Annotated in this window: 16 protein-coding genes; 3 read left to right on the top strand and 13 right to left on the bottom strand. The window is 44.8% G+C overall.

Annotated elements, in window-relative coordinates; genetic code table 11:
• Nucleotides 1–291: 291 nt before the first annotated feature.
• Nucleotides 292–1,545 carry an SLC13 family permease gene (locus MHN09_RS06230; protein ID WP_239239650.1) on the top strand — a complete coding sequence of 418 codons (1,254 nt, stop codon included), beginning with the start codon at nt 292–294 and terminating at the stop codon, nt 1,543–1,545.
• 63 nt (nt 1,546–1,608) lie between these two features.
• Here the strand turns inward: MHN09_RS06230 and MHN09_RS06225 are convergent, their stop codons facing one another.
• Together MHN09_RS06225 and MHN09_RS06220 are read right to left on the bottom strand one after the other, a co-directional pair.
• Nucleotides 1,609–2,811, bottom strand: coding sequence for an anhydro-N-acetylmuramic acid kinase (locus MHN09_RS06225; protein WP_039226165.1), 1,203 nt, complete (start codon nt 2,809–2,811; stop codon nt 1,609–1,611).
• Nucleotides 2,812–2,821: 10 nt separating this feature from the next.
• Entirely contained in the window at nt 2,822–4,147 is a 1,326-nt protein-coding gene (locus MHN09_RS06220) for a peptidoglycan DD-metalloendopeptidase family protein (protein WP_014950560.1), read from the bottom strand.
• Nucleotides 4,148–4,463: 316 nt separating this feature from the next.
• On the opposite strand from MHN09_RS06220, the gene tyrS reads away from it, so the two are divergent.
• Nucleotides 4,464–5,663, top strand: coding sequence for a tyrosine--tRNA ligase (gene tyrS / locus MHN09_RS06215; protein ID WP_069944833.1), 1,200 nt, complete (start codon nt 4,464–4,466; stop codon nt 5,661–5,663).
• Nucleotides 5,664–6,036: 373 nt separating this feature from the next.
• Nucleotides 6,037–6,462, top strand: a complete 426-nt coding sequence (locus MHN09_RS06210; protein ID WP_239239648.1) for a hypothetical protein — start codon at nt 6,037–6,039, stop codon at nt 6,460–6,462.
• A gap of 15 nt (nt 6,463–6,477) precedes the next feature.
• Here MHN09_RS06210 and MHN09_RS06205 read toward each other — a convergent pair whose 3' ends face one another.
• The 11 genes from MHN09_RS06205 to MHN09_RS06155 all read right to left on the bottom strand — a co-directional run bounded on the left by MHN09_RS06205 (nt 6,478) and on the right by MHN09_RS06155 (nt 15,595).
• Entirely contained in the window at nt 6,478–6,831 is a 354-nt protein-coding gene (locus tag MHN09_RS06205; RefSeq protein WP_014980153.1) for a DUF1428 domain-containing protein, read from the bottom strand.
• Between the two features lie 97 nt (nt 6,832–6,928).
• Entirely contained in the window at nt 6,929–8,287 is a 1,359-nt protein-coding gene (locus MHN09_RS06200; protein WP_239239646.1) for an FAD-dependent oxidoreductase, read from the bottom strand.
• A 30-nt stretch (nt 8,288–8,317) separates the two neighbouring features.
• On the bottom strand, nt 8,318–8,923 hold the full coding sequence (locus MHN09_RS06195; RefSeq protein WP_014950553.1) for a GNAT family N-acetyltransferase: 606 nt from the start codon (nt 8,921–8,923) through the stop codon (nt 8,318–8,320).
• Complete coding sequence (locus MHN09_RS06190; protein WP_014950552.1) at nt 8,920–9,321, bottom strand: DUF2721 domain-containing protein; 402 nt, start codon at nt 9,319–9,321, stop codon at nt 8,920–8,922. Before MHN09_RS06190 ends, MHN09_RS06195 begins: the two co-directional genes overlap by 4 nt.
• Nucleotides 9,322–9,457: 136 nt before the next feature.
• Nucleotides 9,458–9,862, bottom strand: coding sequence for a rhodanese-like domain-containing protein (locus MHN09_RS06185; protein ID WP_014950551.1), 405 nt, complete (start codon nt 9,860–9,862; stop codon nt 9,458–9,460).
• Between the two features lie 133 nt (nt 9,863–9,995).
• Nucleotides 9,996–10,919 carry a cobalamin-binding protein gene (locus MHN09_RS06180; protein WP_239239644.1) on the bottom strand — a complete coding sequence of 308 codons (924 nt, stop codon included), beginning with the start codon at nt 10,917–10,919 and terminating at the stop codon, nt 9,996–9,998.
• A complete protein-coding gene (locus MHN09_RS06175; protein ID WP_061095782.1) occupies nt 10,919–11,863 on the bottom strand; it encodes a cobalamin biosynthesis protein in 945 nt (314 codons plus the stop codon). The genes MHN09_RS06180 and MHN09_RS06175 overlap by 1 nt, the downstream gene beginning before the upstream one ends.
• Before the next feature lies 1 nt (nt 11,864).
• Complete coding sequence (locus MHN09_RS06170; RefSeq protein WP_061095781.1) at nt 11,865–12,566, bottom strand: 5'-methylthioadenosine/adenosylhomocysteine nucleosidase; 702 nt, start codon at nt 12,564–12,566, stop codon at nt 11,865–11,867.
• 165 nt (nt 12,567–12,731) lie between these two features.
• Entirely contained in the window at nt 12,732–13,319 is a 588-nt protein-coding gene (locus tag MHN09_RS06165) for a DUF2726 domain-containing protein (protein ID WP_239239641.1), read from the bottom strand.
• A 209-nt stretch (nt 13,320–13,528) separates the two neighbouring features.
• Nucleotides 13,529–13,978, bottom strand: coding sequence for a hypothetical protein (locus MHN09_RS06160; protein ID WP_039235270.1), 450 nt, complete (start codon nt 13,976–13,978; stop codon nt 13,529–13,531).
• Between the two features lie 201 nt (nt 13,979–14,179).
• Complete coding sequence (locus MHN09_RS06155; protein ID WP_012519580.1) at nt 14,180–15,595, bottom strand: FAD-dependent oxidoreductase; 1,416 nt, start codon at nt 15,593–15,595, stop codon at nt 14,180–14,182.
• Nucleotides 15,596–15,602 lie beyond the last annotated feature (7 nt).

Below are 15,602 nucleotides of genomic sequence, written 5' to 3'. Positions count from 1 at the left end.
AATTACGCTAAATAACTATGTACATGAGCCGTATACGAGGCCCGTATGTACGGTTCTGTGAGAGGGATGAGGCGGTGACGCCTCACCCTACTCGATGTATATTGAATACGTTATGTATTCCACTTTTTTGAGGAATGCACTCAATTAGTTAACAGCATTTTTTCACCGTATTTTCATCAGTTTAGTGCATGTTGAATATAACTGATTTTTCCCCTTGTATAGCGCAGAACACCTGCTAAAGCATGAACAGCAATCGTATAATTCACCCCTGACAATTTGGGAGTAAAACGTATGCTGGACTATGTGCTCATTGGCATAGCGGTAATGACATTATTGGGTGTGGTATTTGAAGAAGTGCTTCACGTGAATAAGGCCAAAACCACATTATTTTTCGGAACATTCGCATGGATCCTTCTTTTCATAGATGCGAATAGGGGCCCTCACCTAGCAGAGCTCAATGAACACCTCATAGAAAACATAAGCGAAATATCCACCCTCTGGTTATTCCTTGTAGCGGCAATGACTTTCGTTGCTTACCTTAACCGCAAAGGCATGATTGAAAACATGTTAAACATTATCATGCCGCAAAAAATAACCCTCAAAAAACTCATATTCTTTACCGCTATTTTTAGTTTTTGCTTCTCCTCGCTAGCTGACAACATCACAGCGACCTTGGTGTCTATTGCCATGGTTTTATCCTTGGGTTTGCCCTTTAACCAAACCATGCGATTTGCCGTGCTAGTGGTATTTGCGGTGAACTCTGGGGGCGTGTCGCTAATAACCGGGGATGTCACCACTCTTATGATTTTCTTGGATGATAAGGTCACTATAACTCAGCTGCTCTTACTTATTATTCCTTCACTCACAGCAGTACTATTTCTAGCGTTACTGTTGAGTATAGGTATGAAGGGGGAGGTTAAAATAAAAAAAACACGCCATGAACTTAGGCCGGTTGATTACGTAATTGCGGGAATATTCCTGTCCACTATTGTACTGACGTTAATTGCCAATGTGCTTTTTGCTATTCCACCTATGCTTTCGTTTTTAGCGGGTATGGCGGTTATGTTTTTAGTGGCAACCTTTATGGGAGAAGAAAAATATGATGATCCTATCTTGGACTATATTCGCCTAATAGAATTCGACACGCTGCTGTTTTTCCTTGGGGTGTTGCTGCTTGTCGGAATGCTCGATCACATTGACGCATTGGGCGCACTTTTACATGTATATAGCGTAATGCCTTCAACAGGAGCCAACTTTGTGATGGGGGTGTTGTCTTCCATGATAGATAATGTGCCATTAACTGCTGCGTTGTTAAAAGCGGACATTGCCATGTCGACAGCTGAGTGGATGGCGTTCACGTATGCAGTAGGCGTTGGGGGCTCGTTACTTATTATTGGCTCATCAGCAGGTATTGTTACCATGAGTAAGGTTAAGGGCCTGACGTTCGCCAAATACGGCAAGTTCGTGTTGCTTCTTCTTGCAGCGTATAGCGTGGGTTACGCGCTGGTATTGGTAATGGCGAATTTGTTTGTTACGGCAAGTTAAGGTGGTGACGTTGCTTTTATAAACAGAACCAATAAAGCGTTTGAGGGCGATAGCCTGTCGCCCTTACGCTTTTTTATATAACGCTCCGAGTACCGTGGCTTTCGAAGCCCCTGTGACTGCAGGCACATTGCCTGGAATATCATTCATATACGCATGTGCAAACCACGCAAATGCTGCGCCTTCAACGTGCTGTGGATGGATGCCCAGAGCATGGCTGTCTGTTACTACATAATCGCTTAACGCATTGCTCAAGTTATGCATTAATGCTTTATTGAAAGCGCCACCGCCACACACTATAACTTCGCTTTTTGCGCCTTCTCTATTTGTTTTAGGAAAATGCTTCACAATTTCCTGAGCGATAGTGCTACCTGTTAGCGAAAGTAGGGTAGCTTGCACGTCTTTAGGGGCTAAATTATTGTTCTTTTCTTCGCTTTGCAGCTCTGCACTAGAAGGGAAGTAATCGGCGAGCGCATTGCTTAACCAATTAATATTGAAATACTCTCTGCCAGTACTTTTAGGCGCAGGCAAAGCGAAGTAATCATCCAGTAAGAGCCTGTCTAACAGACCTGAGTGACAATGCCCTGACGCAGCCCATGCTCCATCTTCATCAAAGCTCTTATTTAAATGAAGGCTTATCCACTGATCCATCAAGGTGTTACCGGGTCCGGTATCAAACCCTTTAGGTGGCGAAGCATCTTGTTTTGGCGCAAGCAGTGAAACGTTTGCTATACCGCCAATGTTAACGAGTGCCCGGTGTTTATCATCACTGGCAAATACTGCATTGTGAAAAGCGGGCACTAAGGGAGCACCCTGACCTCCAAGGGCTATATCTTTGCGCCTAAAGTCGGCAATAACATCAATGCCGGTAAGAACAGCGATGGTATTAGGATCGCCTATCTGACAGGTGAAGCCGCGTATGGATGATTCTGCAAAGTGTGCTGACAATACATCGGAATTCGGATGATGACGTATGGTTTGGCCGTGCGAGCCAATAGCCGTAATATCCGAAGGATGTAGGTTGTTTTTCTCAAGCAGCGCTAAGGTGACCTTTGCAAAGGTTTCAGCAACCAGTCTATCAGCGATGGCCAAACTATTAAGTTCATCAGGACCTTCACTACAAAGTGCATTGAGTGCAGTAAGTAATTCGGCAGAATAAGGAATTGAATGGGCGGCGAGGGTGGTGCAAGACGTTTGCGAGATGTCGCACAGGACGGCGTCGACGCCGTCCATGCTAGTACCTGACATCAGGCCAATATATTTTGCCATTTAGTCGTCGCTATTTCATTGCAAGCATAATGCGCTTGTTATTATCTAGCTGCTCTTGGCGTATTGCGGCAATTTCCATAAACCTTTCTTTCTCTTCCTTAGCAATAGGAAGCGCCTTTGGTAGCTCAACCGTACGAGGGTTTCGGTGAACACCATCCACTAAGAACTCATAGTGAAGATGGGCGCCAGTAACCATTCCTGAACTACCTAAATAGCCCACGGTTTGGCCTTGCTTAACCGTATCTCCTACCTTAACTGCACGCTTTTTAAAGTGAAGATATTTGGTCGTGTATTTCTCGCCATGCTGAATGAATACATGGTGACCGTTATATTTATCGTATCCGGCTTTAATTACCTTACCGTCACCCGCAGCCATAATTGGCGTACCAACCGCAGCAACGTAATCTGTACCGCGGTGCGCTTTCCAACGCTTTTGCACGGGGTGGAAGCGAGCTTTTGTGAAGTTAGAGCTTACATATCTAAAATTCACCGGCGCACGTAAGAAGCTCTTACGCATACTGCGCCCTTCAGGCGTGTAGTATGTGCCATCTTCGTGAAGAATAGCGCTAAAATGCTCGCCTTGGTTGGTAAACTCCGCTGCAACGATGTCGCCGTAACCGACAAATTCACCGTCAATGTATTGCTCTTCGAATACTACGTTGAACGTATCGCCAGAACGGATCTCAATGGCGAAGTCGATATCCCAGCCGAAAATACCCGCCAAATTCATAATTTGGTTGCTGGTTAAGCCTGCATCACTGGCGGCGTTCCAAAAGCTTGAGTGAATTTCACCTTGGGCGAAGTTGTAGCGAATGTCTACATCTCGCTTTTCAAGCTCAGCGGTTAAGGCGCTGTTCTCATCCGACGATTCTGGACGTACAAACAGGGTTTCAGTCGAAGACAATTTGTACTTTAGCTCGCCGAAGCTGCCGTCTTTATTCGCTTTAAACGATAGTTCATCGCCGGGCAATAAAGTAACCAGCGTTTTTGTTAGCTCTCCTGCCTGCGTTACGTTATATACGTCACGCGAAGTGAAGCCAGCACGCTTAAATAGCTTTGCTAATGTATCGCCACTGCGCACCTTGTACGTCTGCCATGAAGATTCTTCTTCACCAGAAAATACGTTGGTTGACGGCGCAATATGAAGCTCCACCGGATAGCGGACACCCGCATCCAGAATGTGTGCTTCTTGATGGCGACTGGCTTCTACTGGTTCACTTGGAAAAAGAATAAGCCCACCCAGAAATAAGCTAGCTACTGCTAACCCAGTTCTGTGCTGTTTCGGTAATTTTTTAAATAAATTGAGCGCTTTAGAAGCGTCTAATTTCTTTCTCATACTACTGCCCACCTGAGAAATGTTATGTGCACAACACTATTTCACATACGTTGCTTAAAAATGCAACTTTTCTCATTATATTGTTAGCGCAAATTGTTACACCCAATAGCTCTTATCATGAAGACTATTTCTTGAGTTTACTGAATACAGTCCACGTTAATTCAGCACTCTATTTCCACGTTAAAAGCTGTTGGGTTTAACAACATGACTGTTTGTAATCCGTTTTTTGACGCGCAAACCTTTTAATGGTTCCGTTGTACGCGTAAAATGCCCGCCAATATTGAATATACAGTTTTTTTAAGAGTGTGACGTACAAATGAAAGATTGGCAAACAGCGCTAGCTGAGATTAAACGGGGCGTTGATGAAATACTCCCCGAAGAGGATTTAATTGAAAAACTAAAATCCGGCAAAACCCTAACCATCAAAGCGGGTTTTGATCCAACTGCGCCTGATCTGCATCTTGGTCACACTGTGTTGATCAACAAGTTGCGTACATTCCAGCAACTAGGCCACAAAGTTGTTTTTCTTATTGGCGATTTTACTGGCCTAATTGGCGATCCTACAGGTAAAAATGTAACACGCAAGCCTTTAAGTAAAGAACAGGTATTAGAGAACGCGAAAACGTATCAAGAACAGGTGTTCAAGATCCTTGATGAAGATAAAACGGAAATACGTTTTAACTCAGAGTGGATGGACGACCTTGGTGCGGCGGGCATGATCAAACTTGCTGCAAGTCAGACGGTTGCTCGTATGCTAGAGCGCGATGACTTTAAAAAGCGTTATAACAACGGTCAGCCAATTGCTATTCACGAGTTTCTGTATCCGTTAGTGCAAGGTTGGGATTCTGTTGCGCTAGAGTCAGACGTTGAATTAGGTGGTACTGATCAGCGCTTTAACTTGCTAATGGGTCGTGAGCTTCAAAAAGAGCAAGGCCAAAAGCAGCAATCTATTGTAATGGTTCCGCTTCTAGAAGGTCTAGACGGCGTTCAGAAGATGTCTAAGTCTTTGAACAACTACATTGGTATTACAGATGCGCCAAACGATATGTTTGGTAAAGTGATGTCTATTTCTGATGATTTGATGTGGCGTTACTATGACCTTCTAAGCTTCCGACCGCTAGAAGAGATTGCTGAGCTTAAAACTCGCGTTGCTAACGGTGAAAACCCACGTGATATTAAAATCATGCTGGCGAAAGAAATTATTGCACGCTTCCATGACGACGCAGCGGCAGAAGGCGCGCATCAGGACTTTATTCAACGTTTCCAGAAAAACGCTATTCCTGACGACATGCCCGAGCTTGAAATTGCATTGAGCGATGAAGGTATTGCCATTGGTAATTTGTTGAAAGAAGCTAACCTTGTAGGTTCGACTTCAGATGCTATGCGCATGATTAAGCAAGGCGCAGTTAAAATTAACGGCGATAAAGTGGAAGACACCCGCTTAGTAATCACCGAAAAAGGTGAAAATGTGTATCAGGTGGGTAAACGCAAGTTTGCGCGTATTACGCTAGCCTAATGTTTTTCTGATAGTTTTTGAAAGCCCGCTTAGTTAAGCGGGCTTTTTTTTGCCTGAAATATAAGTACTAGTGGATAGTAGGGCGATTATTTTTTTAGAAGGCCCTAACTACTCATACAAAGTTAAGCATCAAGCCAAATTTGAAAGTGGGGGATATTGGCTTTAACGTTTATAAGTAATTGTCGTTAAACGTTTTTTATTTTTCTTACTTTTTTTTGAAAAAGTTTGTCAGGATTTTGCAATCGCTATCGTCTATAGGGGAAAAATCAATCAATAAACCCAACTGTACGATAAGCAGTTAACGCGTAGCAGGCTGGGATGAAAAAACAGTGAAACTCAATACTAACGCTTACGCAATGCAAAGGATAAAAACATGACAACGGTAACTTCTGCTCGTGCAACATACCATCAAGCTAACAAGAGCCTTCCTGCGAAGGAAGCGTTCACATGGCTGAAAGAGGGGTGGCAGCTTTTTATAAAAGCACCTTTCAAATTATTGGGGCTTTCTTTTGTTACTTTATTTGCCGCGGGGCTCATTCAAGCACTAGCAGGGCCAATTGGCTTAGGCATATCTAAATGGGTAGGTCCGCTTCTGGCTGCCGTGATGTGGTTGGCCATTGCCAACTTAGCAGAGAACAACAAGCTGAGATTGTCGGGCGGTACCCTGCGCTCATGGACAAATGTCGCTTTGTGGAGTTTGACCGGGCCAGTAATCGCGTGGATCCAATTTCAAATTGGCGCTATGTTAATGGGCGCAGATTCAGTGGCGGCGTTAGCGAAAATAGACGATATGAAATAGCTGAAAGCTATACCGTTATAATTCAAGAATAGGAGCGAAGCCCCCATAAATAAGGCGCTTACCGTCGAAAGGCATGGGGTTTTCGTTTTCCTGCATTCTTGGATCTTCCATCACCTTTTTCCAAGCAGTATCACGTACTTCCTTTGAAGGCCAAAATGCAATGGAAAACACCACGGTTTCATTTTCTTTGGCTTTAACAGCCATCGGGAAAGACGTGACTTCCCCTTCAGGGACATCGTCACCCCAAGCTTCAAGTATTTTAGTCGCACCATACTCTTTAAAAATATCGCCGGCGAGTTTGGCGTGCTCAATGTATAACGCTTTATTTTCAGTGGGAACGGCTACAGCAAAGGCATCGATATATGACATGAGGTGACTCCGTCAAAGAATAGATACCTAAAATAGCCTAATTTATAGACACTATGCAATGCTTAACTTTAAGGTGAATCGTAATTTATAACCATTACTAGCGTTCAGCTATTTTCGCCCATTGGTACAAGCCATGCAGTGCCAGCCTTCTTGCTTTTGCAAAGGGGTAGGTTTTCAAAGGAGAACGATAAAGGGGAAGCGATAAATCGACGTCATTGCTACCCATCAAACGTTGAGCGAGTCGCTGCCCTGCAAATGCGGCAAAAGATACGCCCGAACCGCAATACCCCATGGCGTAACCGATATTACCGCTAGAGCGGTTAGAATTGTTGCCGCTAACCTCATTGTCGATAAAAATCCGCGGCATGCTGTCTAACGATACACTTACCCAACCACTCCAAAAGTAATCCATGGCTATACCGCTAAGTGAAGGGAAACTTTTTACCATAGCGCGGTATAGTCGCTGTTTCTCTGACGCGTTATCTGCATCTTTACCTTTTACGGCACCACGACCGCCGAATAATAATCTGCCATCTGGCAAAACACGGTAGTAGTATTTCATCATCCGTGTATCCATAAAGCTCATTGGCGTGGTTAGGCCAGACTTTGCGCGCTGTTCGCTACTCAATGGCGCAGTGACAAAAATGCTCGACTGAACAGGAAATTGCTTATTGTCTACGCTGTCATGAAAGCGCTTAGGGGTATAAGCATTAGTAGCAATGAGTATGTGTTTGGCCGAAACTGACCCGCTGGGTGTTGCGACAATATATCCGGTCTTGTGCTTTTCAATGCGAATGGCTGGCGAGTCGTAAAAAAGCGTTGCTCCAAGCTCCTTTGCTACTCTTGCATATTCGCTTACTAATTTTAAAGGGTGTAAGCATGCACCCTTTAGCTCAACGCCACCATACGCCCCTTCAATACCAAAGCGCGCAATAAGGTCTTTTTCACTAAGTGGAGAGCTCGGCACATTGAAGTGTGACTCAAGATGCTTAGCACTGGCACAGAGTAGTTCGGCTTGCTTTGGGTTATGCGCCAGTTTTAAATATGGTCCTTCTACCAAATCGACCTGCATATCAAAGTCTGCAATACGTTGGTTAAGCAGGTGTACCGCGCCATCAAACTCGCCCTGCATAGCTTTGGCGATGTCACGACCCCACTTGTCCTCTATGGCGCTTAAGCTCAATCGGCCGCTACCCGAGAGGATAAAGCCTCCGTTGCGGCCCGCACAGCCAAATCCCGGTGAATTCGCATCAAGTAGCGTGACTTCTTGTTTAGCTTGAGCAAGTGTGATGGCTGCTGAAAGACCGGTATAACCACCACCAATGACGAGGTACTCAGTGTTTACCTTTTTGTTTAAAGGCGGCATTGTCGGTGGTTTATGTGTGGCATGCCAGTAGCTGTTTGCCGCGGGTAACATTGAAGAAACGCCGCGTGAAATAAGAGGATCGTAGGTCATAGAATGAAAACGTTATTAACTGTGTCGTACTTATGGGGCTTGAAATTGAAGTAGCATTTCCGCACCTTCACACTCGCAATAACCCTCGCATACAGGGCAATCGTAGCCTTCATGAATAGATGCGTAGCGCCACTTATTAGGGTGCTTCTTTATAAGCTGCCCCCCATTTTTAGTGAAGTACTTAAATGCGCTGTTGCCCGGACTTGCCAACCAAATATGTGCTAAACCCGCTTCTGCGCCTTGAGTTTGCGCACATTCAATCGATTTACTTAATAGTCTGCTGCCAATTCCACAGCCCTGCATTGCGGGGTCTACCGTATTACATTTGAAATAGCATACGGTATTTGGATCTACTGGCCAAAGGGAAGGGCTGCACCACTCATCTGCTTCCCATTGCGTATGCGCAAAGGTGAGCCTGAAACCAACAACTTTTTGTTTGTATAGGGCTACCCAGCTAGCATTAGTATTGCCAACAAAGCTCTTTGCATAGTAATCAGCAAGTAGCTCATTGGTTAGGTAGTTATCTCCGTGCACGTGATTGCCAAGAGCAATCACCCCTGCAAAAAACTCAGGCGCTAGAGACTCGTAGCTGATATCACTTTGAATTATGTGGCTCAAATGATTTGTGGGCTTCATACTTTTTCTTTACGCGGGGCGTTTTTCATCCCGTCAAGGTGCACATCCAAGGCTTCAACTGATATCAATATTTCTCTTACCGACATCCATAGTGAATACAGAAGTGATACTAAACTTGCAGCAAACACCCAGTTTCCTACCTGTTGATAGGTGAGGTATATCGCTAGCATGGATACTACACAAAGAAAAAAACTACCCACACCTGCTATTTGCATTCGCTTAATAAGTTGAATACGTAATCGAAGGTTTTTTATTTGTGCTTGAGTATTCTCATCTCTCTCTTCTTTTGAAAAGTTTCGGATAATAGTTGCAAGCGTTAAAAAGCGATTGGTATAGGCTAGAAGCAATAAAGAAATCGCCGGAAATAACATGGCCGGAGTAGCAATATCTATTTTCATGGGTGTTTCATACAATCGTCGAGTAAAAAGAGTGTATCACAGGGGCTCAGTTACACACAGTAATCAGCCAAGAGGTTGAACTTACAACATCTTTAGTGCCAAAGACTAATACGAAGGAGAAGGCGGAATATTGAGTCTACATTCGGTCAACTGTCATGCCAGCGGCACTCCAGCCTAACATATCGCCTTCTAAATGCATGACTTCAGAAAAATCGAGTTCTTCCAATACTTTCATTGCCAGTTTGGCTCTTCTGCCTGAACGACAATAAATGATAATAGGCTTGTTTTTGTGGCCTTCTAATTCGCTAAGGTAGTCATTGATATTTTCATGGGGCATATTTACTGCGCCAGGAATGTGACCATCGGCGAATTCTTGCGGAGAGCGAACATCAATAAGGAGCCAGTCGTTGTTTGCAACTCGCTCGATAAGGTATGGTGATGCGGCAACAGAGGCTTGCGCGGTCGCTTTCGCTGTGCACTGAAGCGACACAAACAATGCAACACTGATAACAACTAGAAAACCCGCAACAACAATCCGCATGAATAAAAACTCTTACCTTTTTATAGAAGATTAGAACCTGCTCTTATTCTGTTACACAAAGGCGCTTAAATTGAGCCAAGTCGGTGTGTATCAATTGAAAACAGCCCAGCAGGTCTAGACTTAAGTATAACGCTTATGCGCTTTCTTTAATACCTTTACAGAGTACTTTTAGTTCATTTATTAATCGCAATGAAAACCGACTGGTGACGTCTGGATCCACAACAATTAAGGGGGCTTTGAGGAAAGAGCGATGATCACGCCAGAATACCTCAAGTTCTGAATGCGTACTTTTAGATGCCGCAATGAGTGCATGAGGTTGGCGAGTAAGTACATCTTTTAATGCGACTTGAGGATAGTCTACAGGACTGTCTGCAAATAATGTTTGAGCACCACACACATTCAGCAGTTGGTTACCCCACGCGTTGGGACCGATGGTCATAAGTGGAGCAGTCCACGAATAATAAAACACTGGTATAAGCGAGGATTTGGCGTATTTACTTCGAAGTTCGGCTAGTTCGTTGAGAAAATCATTGGAGAGCTGGGTTGCCTGCTTTTGCGTATTTGTAAGTGCCCCAAGCCTTTTAATTTCGCCGGCTATATCAGTGATATTTTCGACCTTACTGCTAAATACGTTTAGACCCATCGAGGAAAGCTTATGGATATCTTGCGGCTTATTGCCTCCATCCCATGCAAGAATTAAATCAGGTTCTAATGCCACAATGGTAGCGATATCGGCACCTTGAAAATCCGCCACCCGCTTAATATTTTTCGCGGCGTCAGGATAGTCGCTATAGTCGCTTACACCTACAAGGTTAGGGCCTAAGCCCAAACTAAATGCCCATTCGGTAAGGTGGGGCGCAAGGCTGACTATCTTTAGCTCGACGGAATTTGTTAAGGCGCTTGATTCCGAGCTTGGTGCAACATCGGCAGAAGCAAATTGATCTGAATGAGCTAGGTGCTTTGTCTCGGCATCTGATTCTGAGTTAGCAATTGTGAGAAGAGGTAAATAGCTTAAAATTACAAAAAAAATGGTTTTCATCATAACTGCTGTTTTCATTAGGCTACGGCCATTGCCAGCATAGCTAACGATGCGAAGGCGCTAACCGCAATCATGGCATGAGTAACCGTATTTTTGGCTGTCAACATGTGAGAGTACTTTACCTCGTTAGCGCCTCCCACGCGGGTGTATCGAATCTTCTTGTTGGCATAAATTGCTGGGCCGCCGAGTTTAATATCAAGCACACCGCCCATAAGTGCAAGCAGTAGCGACGTTTTATCTTTCACTGGGGAGCGCTTTATGGCGCGAAACCCTTTAATAGGATGGCTGACCAGTAGTGTTGCTAGACCACCAATGACCGCGGGCGGCATATTAAGTAAGTAAACAAGATTACGTACGGGTTTGGCAAAGAAAGTCATTGCAGGGGTTCGGTAATGCCACTGCCAAGATGTGAGCAAAAGCAATCGATAAATGAGTGCGCCTATGGGGCCTGCCACTACAAAGTAGAAAATAACGCCGCAATAAAGATAAAGAAACTTCAGCCATAGCGATTCTATCGCGGCTTTGGCAATTCCTATATCGGAAAGTGAATCGCATTGACGTGCAGTAATGGTTTGCGCCATTTCACGTGCGAGGGATTTTTTATTTCTTCCCACACTCGCCAGCACTTTTTTGTACTGTTGACGCTGGTAACCGTAGTCGAGCAGTGCGACAAGAATAATCGCCTCAAAGAATACGGGGTATTGGGCCATGTACACCAAGATGGCAACACATACTACCAATGGCGCAAGAAGAACTAGGGCGGCTAATGAGCCTGAAATATAGTGCTGAGACCTACCGTATTCGCGAGAGGGCACCACTTTGCGCCCCATTTGCTGAACGAGGTAGCGCATGAGCGTTAATGGATGAGTACTTTGGGGCCAGCGCCATAATGCGTCAACGGCGATAGCCAGCCAAAGTACGAATAGCGACTGGTATTGCGGGTCGCTAATTACCTCTGTCATCTTATTTTGCGAGAGCCTTAATCATTGCCATAACTAATTGTGCTGAGTGTTTAGCGGCAGTGTCTAGATACTCTTTAAAGCTCACTGACGACGTTTTTCCTGCAATATCCGACAATGAACGAATGACAAGGAAAGGCGTGTCGAGCATATGGCAAGTTTGACCTATAGCTGCACCTTCCATCTCAACCGCTTTCATGTCTGGGAAGTTTTCACGCAGTTCTGCTACAGCTTCGTCGCTACCGATAAACGCATCGCCCGTACAGATTAAACCTGTTGTCGACTGAAGCGACGTAATGCCTGTGGCAGCACTACGAGCGGCTTCCATTAACCTTGTATCGCAACGGAAATTTTCAGGCATACCTGCGCATTGACCGAGCTTGTAGCCAAAATGGGTTAAATCGGCATCATGGTGAATAACGTGACTGGCGATCACTAAATCACCGATGTTTAGATTCTTGTCGAAACCTCCGGCAGAACCGGTATTGACAACAGCATCAGGGGCGTACTGTTCGATAAGTACAGTAGTAGCAATTGCTGCAGCCACTTTACCAATACCGCATTTTACTAGCACCACTTCTATGTCGTTAAGTGTACCTTCGTAAAACGTCAGGTGCTTCCACTGGGTTTCTTTTACATTCCAAAGTGACGCTTTAAGTAGCGCAACTTCTTCGTCCATTGCACCTAAAATACCAATTTTTTTCATAACTTTACCGACGGTGTTGAGGGAGTTTAACGCGTGAATACGCTGTTGAATGCGTTAATTGTATAAGGAAAACGGGCAAACTGACAGAAAAATGCCTCTGTTACCGCTATTTGAGAGTAAGAAAATAGCAAAGCAACAAAGGCCAGGGGAAGTGGGGCTTATGTCTTAAGCTGCAGCTGGTCTGCTTGAACGCACTGGGCGAGTCGGGCGCTTTGGTGGCTCTGGATTATGCGTTGGCAGCTGTGCCATTTTTTGCTGTAAACGGCGATATGGAATGAGTTTGTTTTCCAAACACTCGCGAATATCGTCAACGGTATAACCAGACTTCACTTTGATTCTTGCGTGAGGAAGGCCGGCAGCATCAAGGGCTCCGGTTACAAACCAGTCTTTTTGTGATTTATAACCATCTTTGCCTTGGCTATGAACTAAGTCGATAGCAAGAACAGGACTCATGTCGTGTTTATCTACTAATACAAAGTCGAGCTGTCTGCTAGAAGCTCTGCTGATGGCTTGGCTTGCCGTCTTTTTACTTGCAGACTGGCGAACCGCCACTAAATCGTTAAGACGCACACGGCACACTATGCGAAACTCTCTTCCCATAGCCTGTTCGATAAGGTTTAAAAAAGAGTGCTCAACGGGGGTGAACAATTGCGGCTTTCGCCTAAATGGAAATGCGACACCGCCGTCTGACAACTTTATGGCACCCAGTGCAACGACAATAAGTAACATCATTAGAATAATTGCCAATTCCATCGTAACCCTCGCAAATTTCAATAGTTAAAGCCCACGGAATGCATAATAAAGAAGCCCGCTAAAGTGTTTATATCGAAAAAAGCTTGGGCTCCGTTTGCAGTTTGAGCGTCATAAAAATGACACTCACTGTTACCGTGGAGTAGTTATTGATGATTTTGCAAAGCAGATGCCAACATGAGTAGATTTCGTAGTTGTCTTGCTAAAAGGGCTTATTTCGTTGTGGATGTAACAAGAATATCCACTTGAGAGCCAGTATTATCTGGGCTGATTATTACTCTGACCCCTTTATCTTCTGAGGATAACAACGTGCGGCCGCTAACTGGTGTGTGAGTTTTTAAAGCGGGGTGCGCCGTTTGGTAAACATTCAGTAATTCACTCGGGGAGCGAGGAGAGTGGTAAACCATTACTGCTGTCTTGCTTTCGTCAAATGCTTGGCATTGTCTTGCATCATCAGAAATCTTAACTTGCTGAAAATCAGAAGGGCAAGACATGATGCTTGGCTTACTAGGTGAAGAGTTGACGCTTTGTTTCTTAGTTTGGTTGTTAACTTGCGCATTTAATGAAGCGTCAACAGCAATGGTATCAGCTAAGCTGGCATTGCTAGCTGCTATCGCCAATGTTAGACACAATGTAAGTTTCTTAATGTTTAAATGCTGCATAGATAGATTCTTCACCCGATGTGCGATGTCTTTAATTGCTTAAACGATAGTAGAGTCGTAACGCTCGCGCTTCAACTAAACCTTGGTCTATTAACGTATACTTTTAGCGTTTTCCGTATTATCGAAGTGTGCATAAAAAAAGCTCGATAGCAGAACTATCGAGCTTTTCGTGAATGGACAATAGGCCTTAGTTAGCGAAGGTTAAACGCCAATATAGTCCATAATCCCTTCTGCGGCCTTACGGCCTTCGTCGATAGCGGTAACAACTAGGTCACTACCACGCACCATATCACCACCAGCAAAAACTTGTGGATGTGAAGTTTGGAAGGCAAACTTACCCGCGGAAGGGGCGCGTACGCGACCTTTTTCATCAAGCATAATGCCGAAGTCAGCAAACCATGGCGCAGGGCTGGGCTGGAAGCCGAAGGCGATAATTACCGCGTCTGCTTCTAGTACGTGCTCTGAACCTTCCACTTCAACAGGACGGCGACGACCATTTACATCTGGCGGCCCCATTTCGGTTTTAACGAACTTAACGCCACAGGCTTTTCCGTTTTCATCAACGGCTATATCAAGAGGCTGTAGGTTGAATTTAAACTCAACGCCCTCTTCTTTAGCGTTAACCACTTCGCGGCGTGAACCAGGCATACTTTCTTCGTCACGACGATATGCACAGGTTACTTGTGCAGCTTCTTGACGAATTGAGGTGCGTACACAGTCCATGGTGGTATCACCACCACCTAGCACAACAACACGCTTGCCTTTCATGTCAACAAAATCAGCAGGATCTTTTTCAAGACCCATTACGCGGTTGGTGTTGGCTATAAGGAAAGGAAGTGCATCATATACGCCTTCAACGTGTTCGTTGTCAAAGCCGCCTTGCATTGACTTGTACGTACCCATGCCTAAGAAAACGGCGTCGTACTTATCGATTAAGTCCTGGAACTGTATGTCTTTACCAATCTCAGTGTTAAGTACGAACTCAACACCCATCTCGGTAAAAATTTGGCGGCGTAGCTTGATTACGTCTTTCTCTAATTTAAAAGACGGGATACCAAATGTAAGTAGGCCACCAATTTCTTCGTATTTGTCGTAAACAACAGGTTTAACGCCGTTACGAACCAGAATATCAGCACATGCAAGACCAGCTGGGCCTGCACCTACAATCGCCACTTTCTTGTCGGTCCATACCACGTCAGACATATCTGGGCGCCAGCCCATTTTGAATGCTGTATCGGTAATGTACTTCTCAATACTACCGATAGTCACAGCGCCAAAATCGTCATTCAGTGTACATGCACCTTCGCACAGTCTGTCCTGTGGACATACGCGGCCGCATACTTCCGGCAAACTGTTGGTTTTATGAGAGAGTTCCGCTGCTTCTAGAATACGGCCCTCATTTGCCAAGCTTAACCACTGAGGAATGTAGTTGTGCACGGGGCACTTCCATTCACAATACGGGTTACCGCAGTCCAAGCAGCGATCTGCTTGGCCTTCGGTTTGAGATTGACTAAGCGGCTGATAAATTTCCGCGAACTCTTGTTTACGTACCATGATCGGCTTTTTAGGCGGATCGATACGTTCAACATCGACAAATTGATATACGTTCTTTGCCATAAACTAA

Origin of the sequence: Alteromonas sp. MmMcT2-5 (assembly GCF_022348315.1) — a bacterium.
GTDB classification, from domain to species: domain Bacteria; phylum Pseudomonadota; class Gammaproteobacteria; order Enterobacterales; family Alteromonadaceae; genus Alteromonas; species Alteromonas macleodii.
The sequence above is the reverse complement of the archived record's forward strand: the minus strand, read 5'-3'. Positions and strand labels throughout refer to the sequence as shown.

What these genes read in the sequence shown, in the direction of transcription:
- MHN09_RS06200 (WP_239239646.1), bottom strand. Translation starts at nt 8,287, where the DNA reads ATGACCTACGATCCTCTTATTTCACGCGGCGTTTCTTCAATGTTACCC.
- MHN09_RS06220 (WP_014950560.1), bottom strand. Translation starts at nt 4,147, where the DNA reads ATGAGAAAGAAATTAGACGCTTCTAAAGCGCTCAATTTATTTAAAAAA.
- MHN09_RS06210 (WP_239239648.1), top strand. Translation starts at nt 6,037, where the DNA reads ATGACAACGGTAACTTCTGCTCGTGCAACATACCATCAAGCTAACAAG.
- tyrS (WP_069944833.1), top strand. Translation starts at nt 4,464, where the DNA reads ATGAAAGATTGGCAAACAGCGCTAGCTGAGATTAAACGGGGCGTTGAT.
- MHN09_RS06185 (WP_014950551.1), bottom strand. Translation starts at nt 9,862, where the DNA reads ATGCGGATTGTTGTTGCGGGTTTTCTAGTTGTTATCAGTGTTGCATTG.
- MHN09_RS06180 (WP_239239644.1), bottom strand. Translation starts at nt 10,919, where the DNA reads ATGAAAACAGCAGTTATGATGAAAACCATTTTTTTTGTAATTTTAAGC.
- MHN09_RS06205 (WP_014980153.1), bottom strand. Translation starts at nt 6,831, where the DNA reads ATGTCATATATCGATGCCTTTGCTGTAGCCGTTCCCACTGAAAATAAA.
- MHN09_RS06225 (WP_039226165.1), bottom strand. Translation starts at nt 2,811, where the DNA reads ATGGCAAAATATATTGGCCTGATGTCAGGTACTAGCATGGACGGCGTC.
- MHN09_RS06160 (WP_039235270.1), bottom strand. Translation starts at nt 13,978, where the DNA reads ATGCAGCATTTAAACATTAAGAAACTTACATTGTGTCTAACATTGGCG.
- MHN09_RS06170 (WP_061095781.1), bottom strand. Translation starts at nt 12,566, where the DNA reads ATGAAAAAAATTGGTATTTTAGGTGCAATGGACGAAGAAGTTGCGCTA.
- MHN09_RS06195 (WP_014950553.1), bottom strand. Translation starts at nt 8,923, where the DNA reads ATGAAGCCCACAAATCATTTGAGCCACATAATTCAAAGTGATATCAGC.
- MHN09_RS06230 (WP_239239650.1), top strand. Translation starts at nt 292, where the DNA reads ATGCTGGACTATGTGCTCATTGGCATAGCGGTAATGACATTATTGGGT.
- MHN09_RS06165 (WP_239239641.1), bottom strand. Translation starts at nt 13,319, where the DNA reads ATGGAATTGGCAATTATTCTAATGATGTTACTTATTGTCGTTGCACTG.
- MHN09_RS06190 (WP_014950552.1), bottom strand. Translation starts at nt 9,321, where the DNA reads ATGAAAATAGATATTGCTACTCCGGCCATGTTATTTCCGGCGATTTCT.
- MHN09_RS06155 (WP_012519580.1), bottom strand. Translation starts at nt 15,595, where the DNA reads ATGGCAAAGAACGTATATCAATTTGTCGATGTTGAACGTATCGATCCG.
- MHN09_RS06175 (WP_061095782.1), bottom strand. Translation starts at nt 11,863, where the DNA reads ATGACAGAGGTAATTAGCGACCCGCAATACCAGTCGCTATTCGTACTT.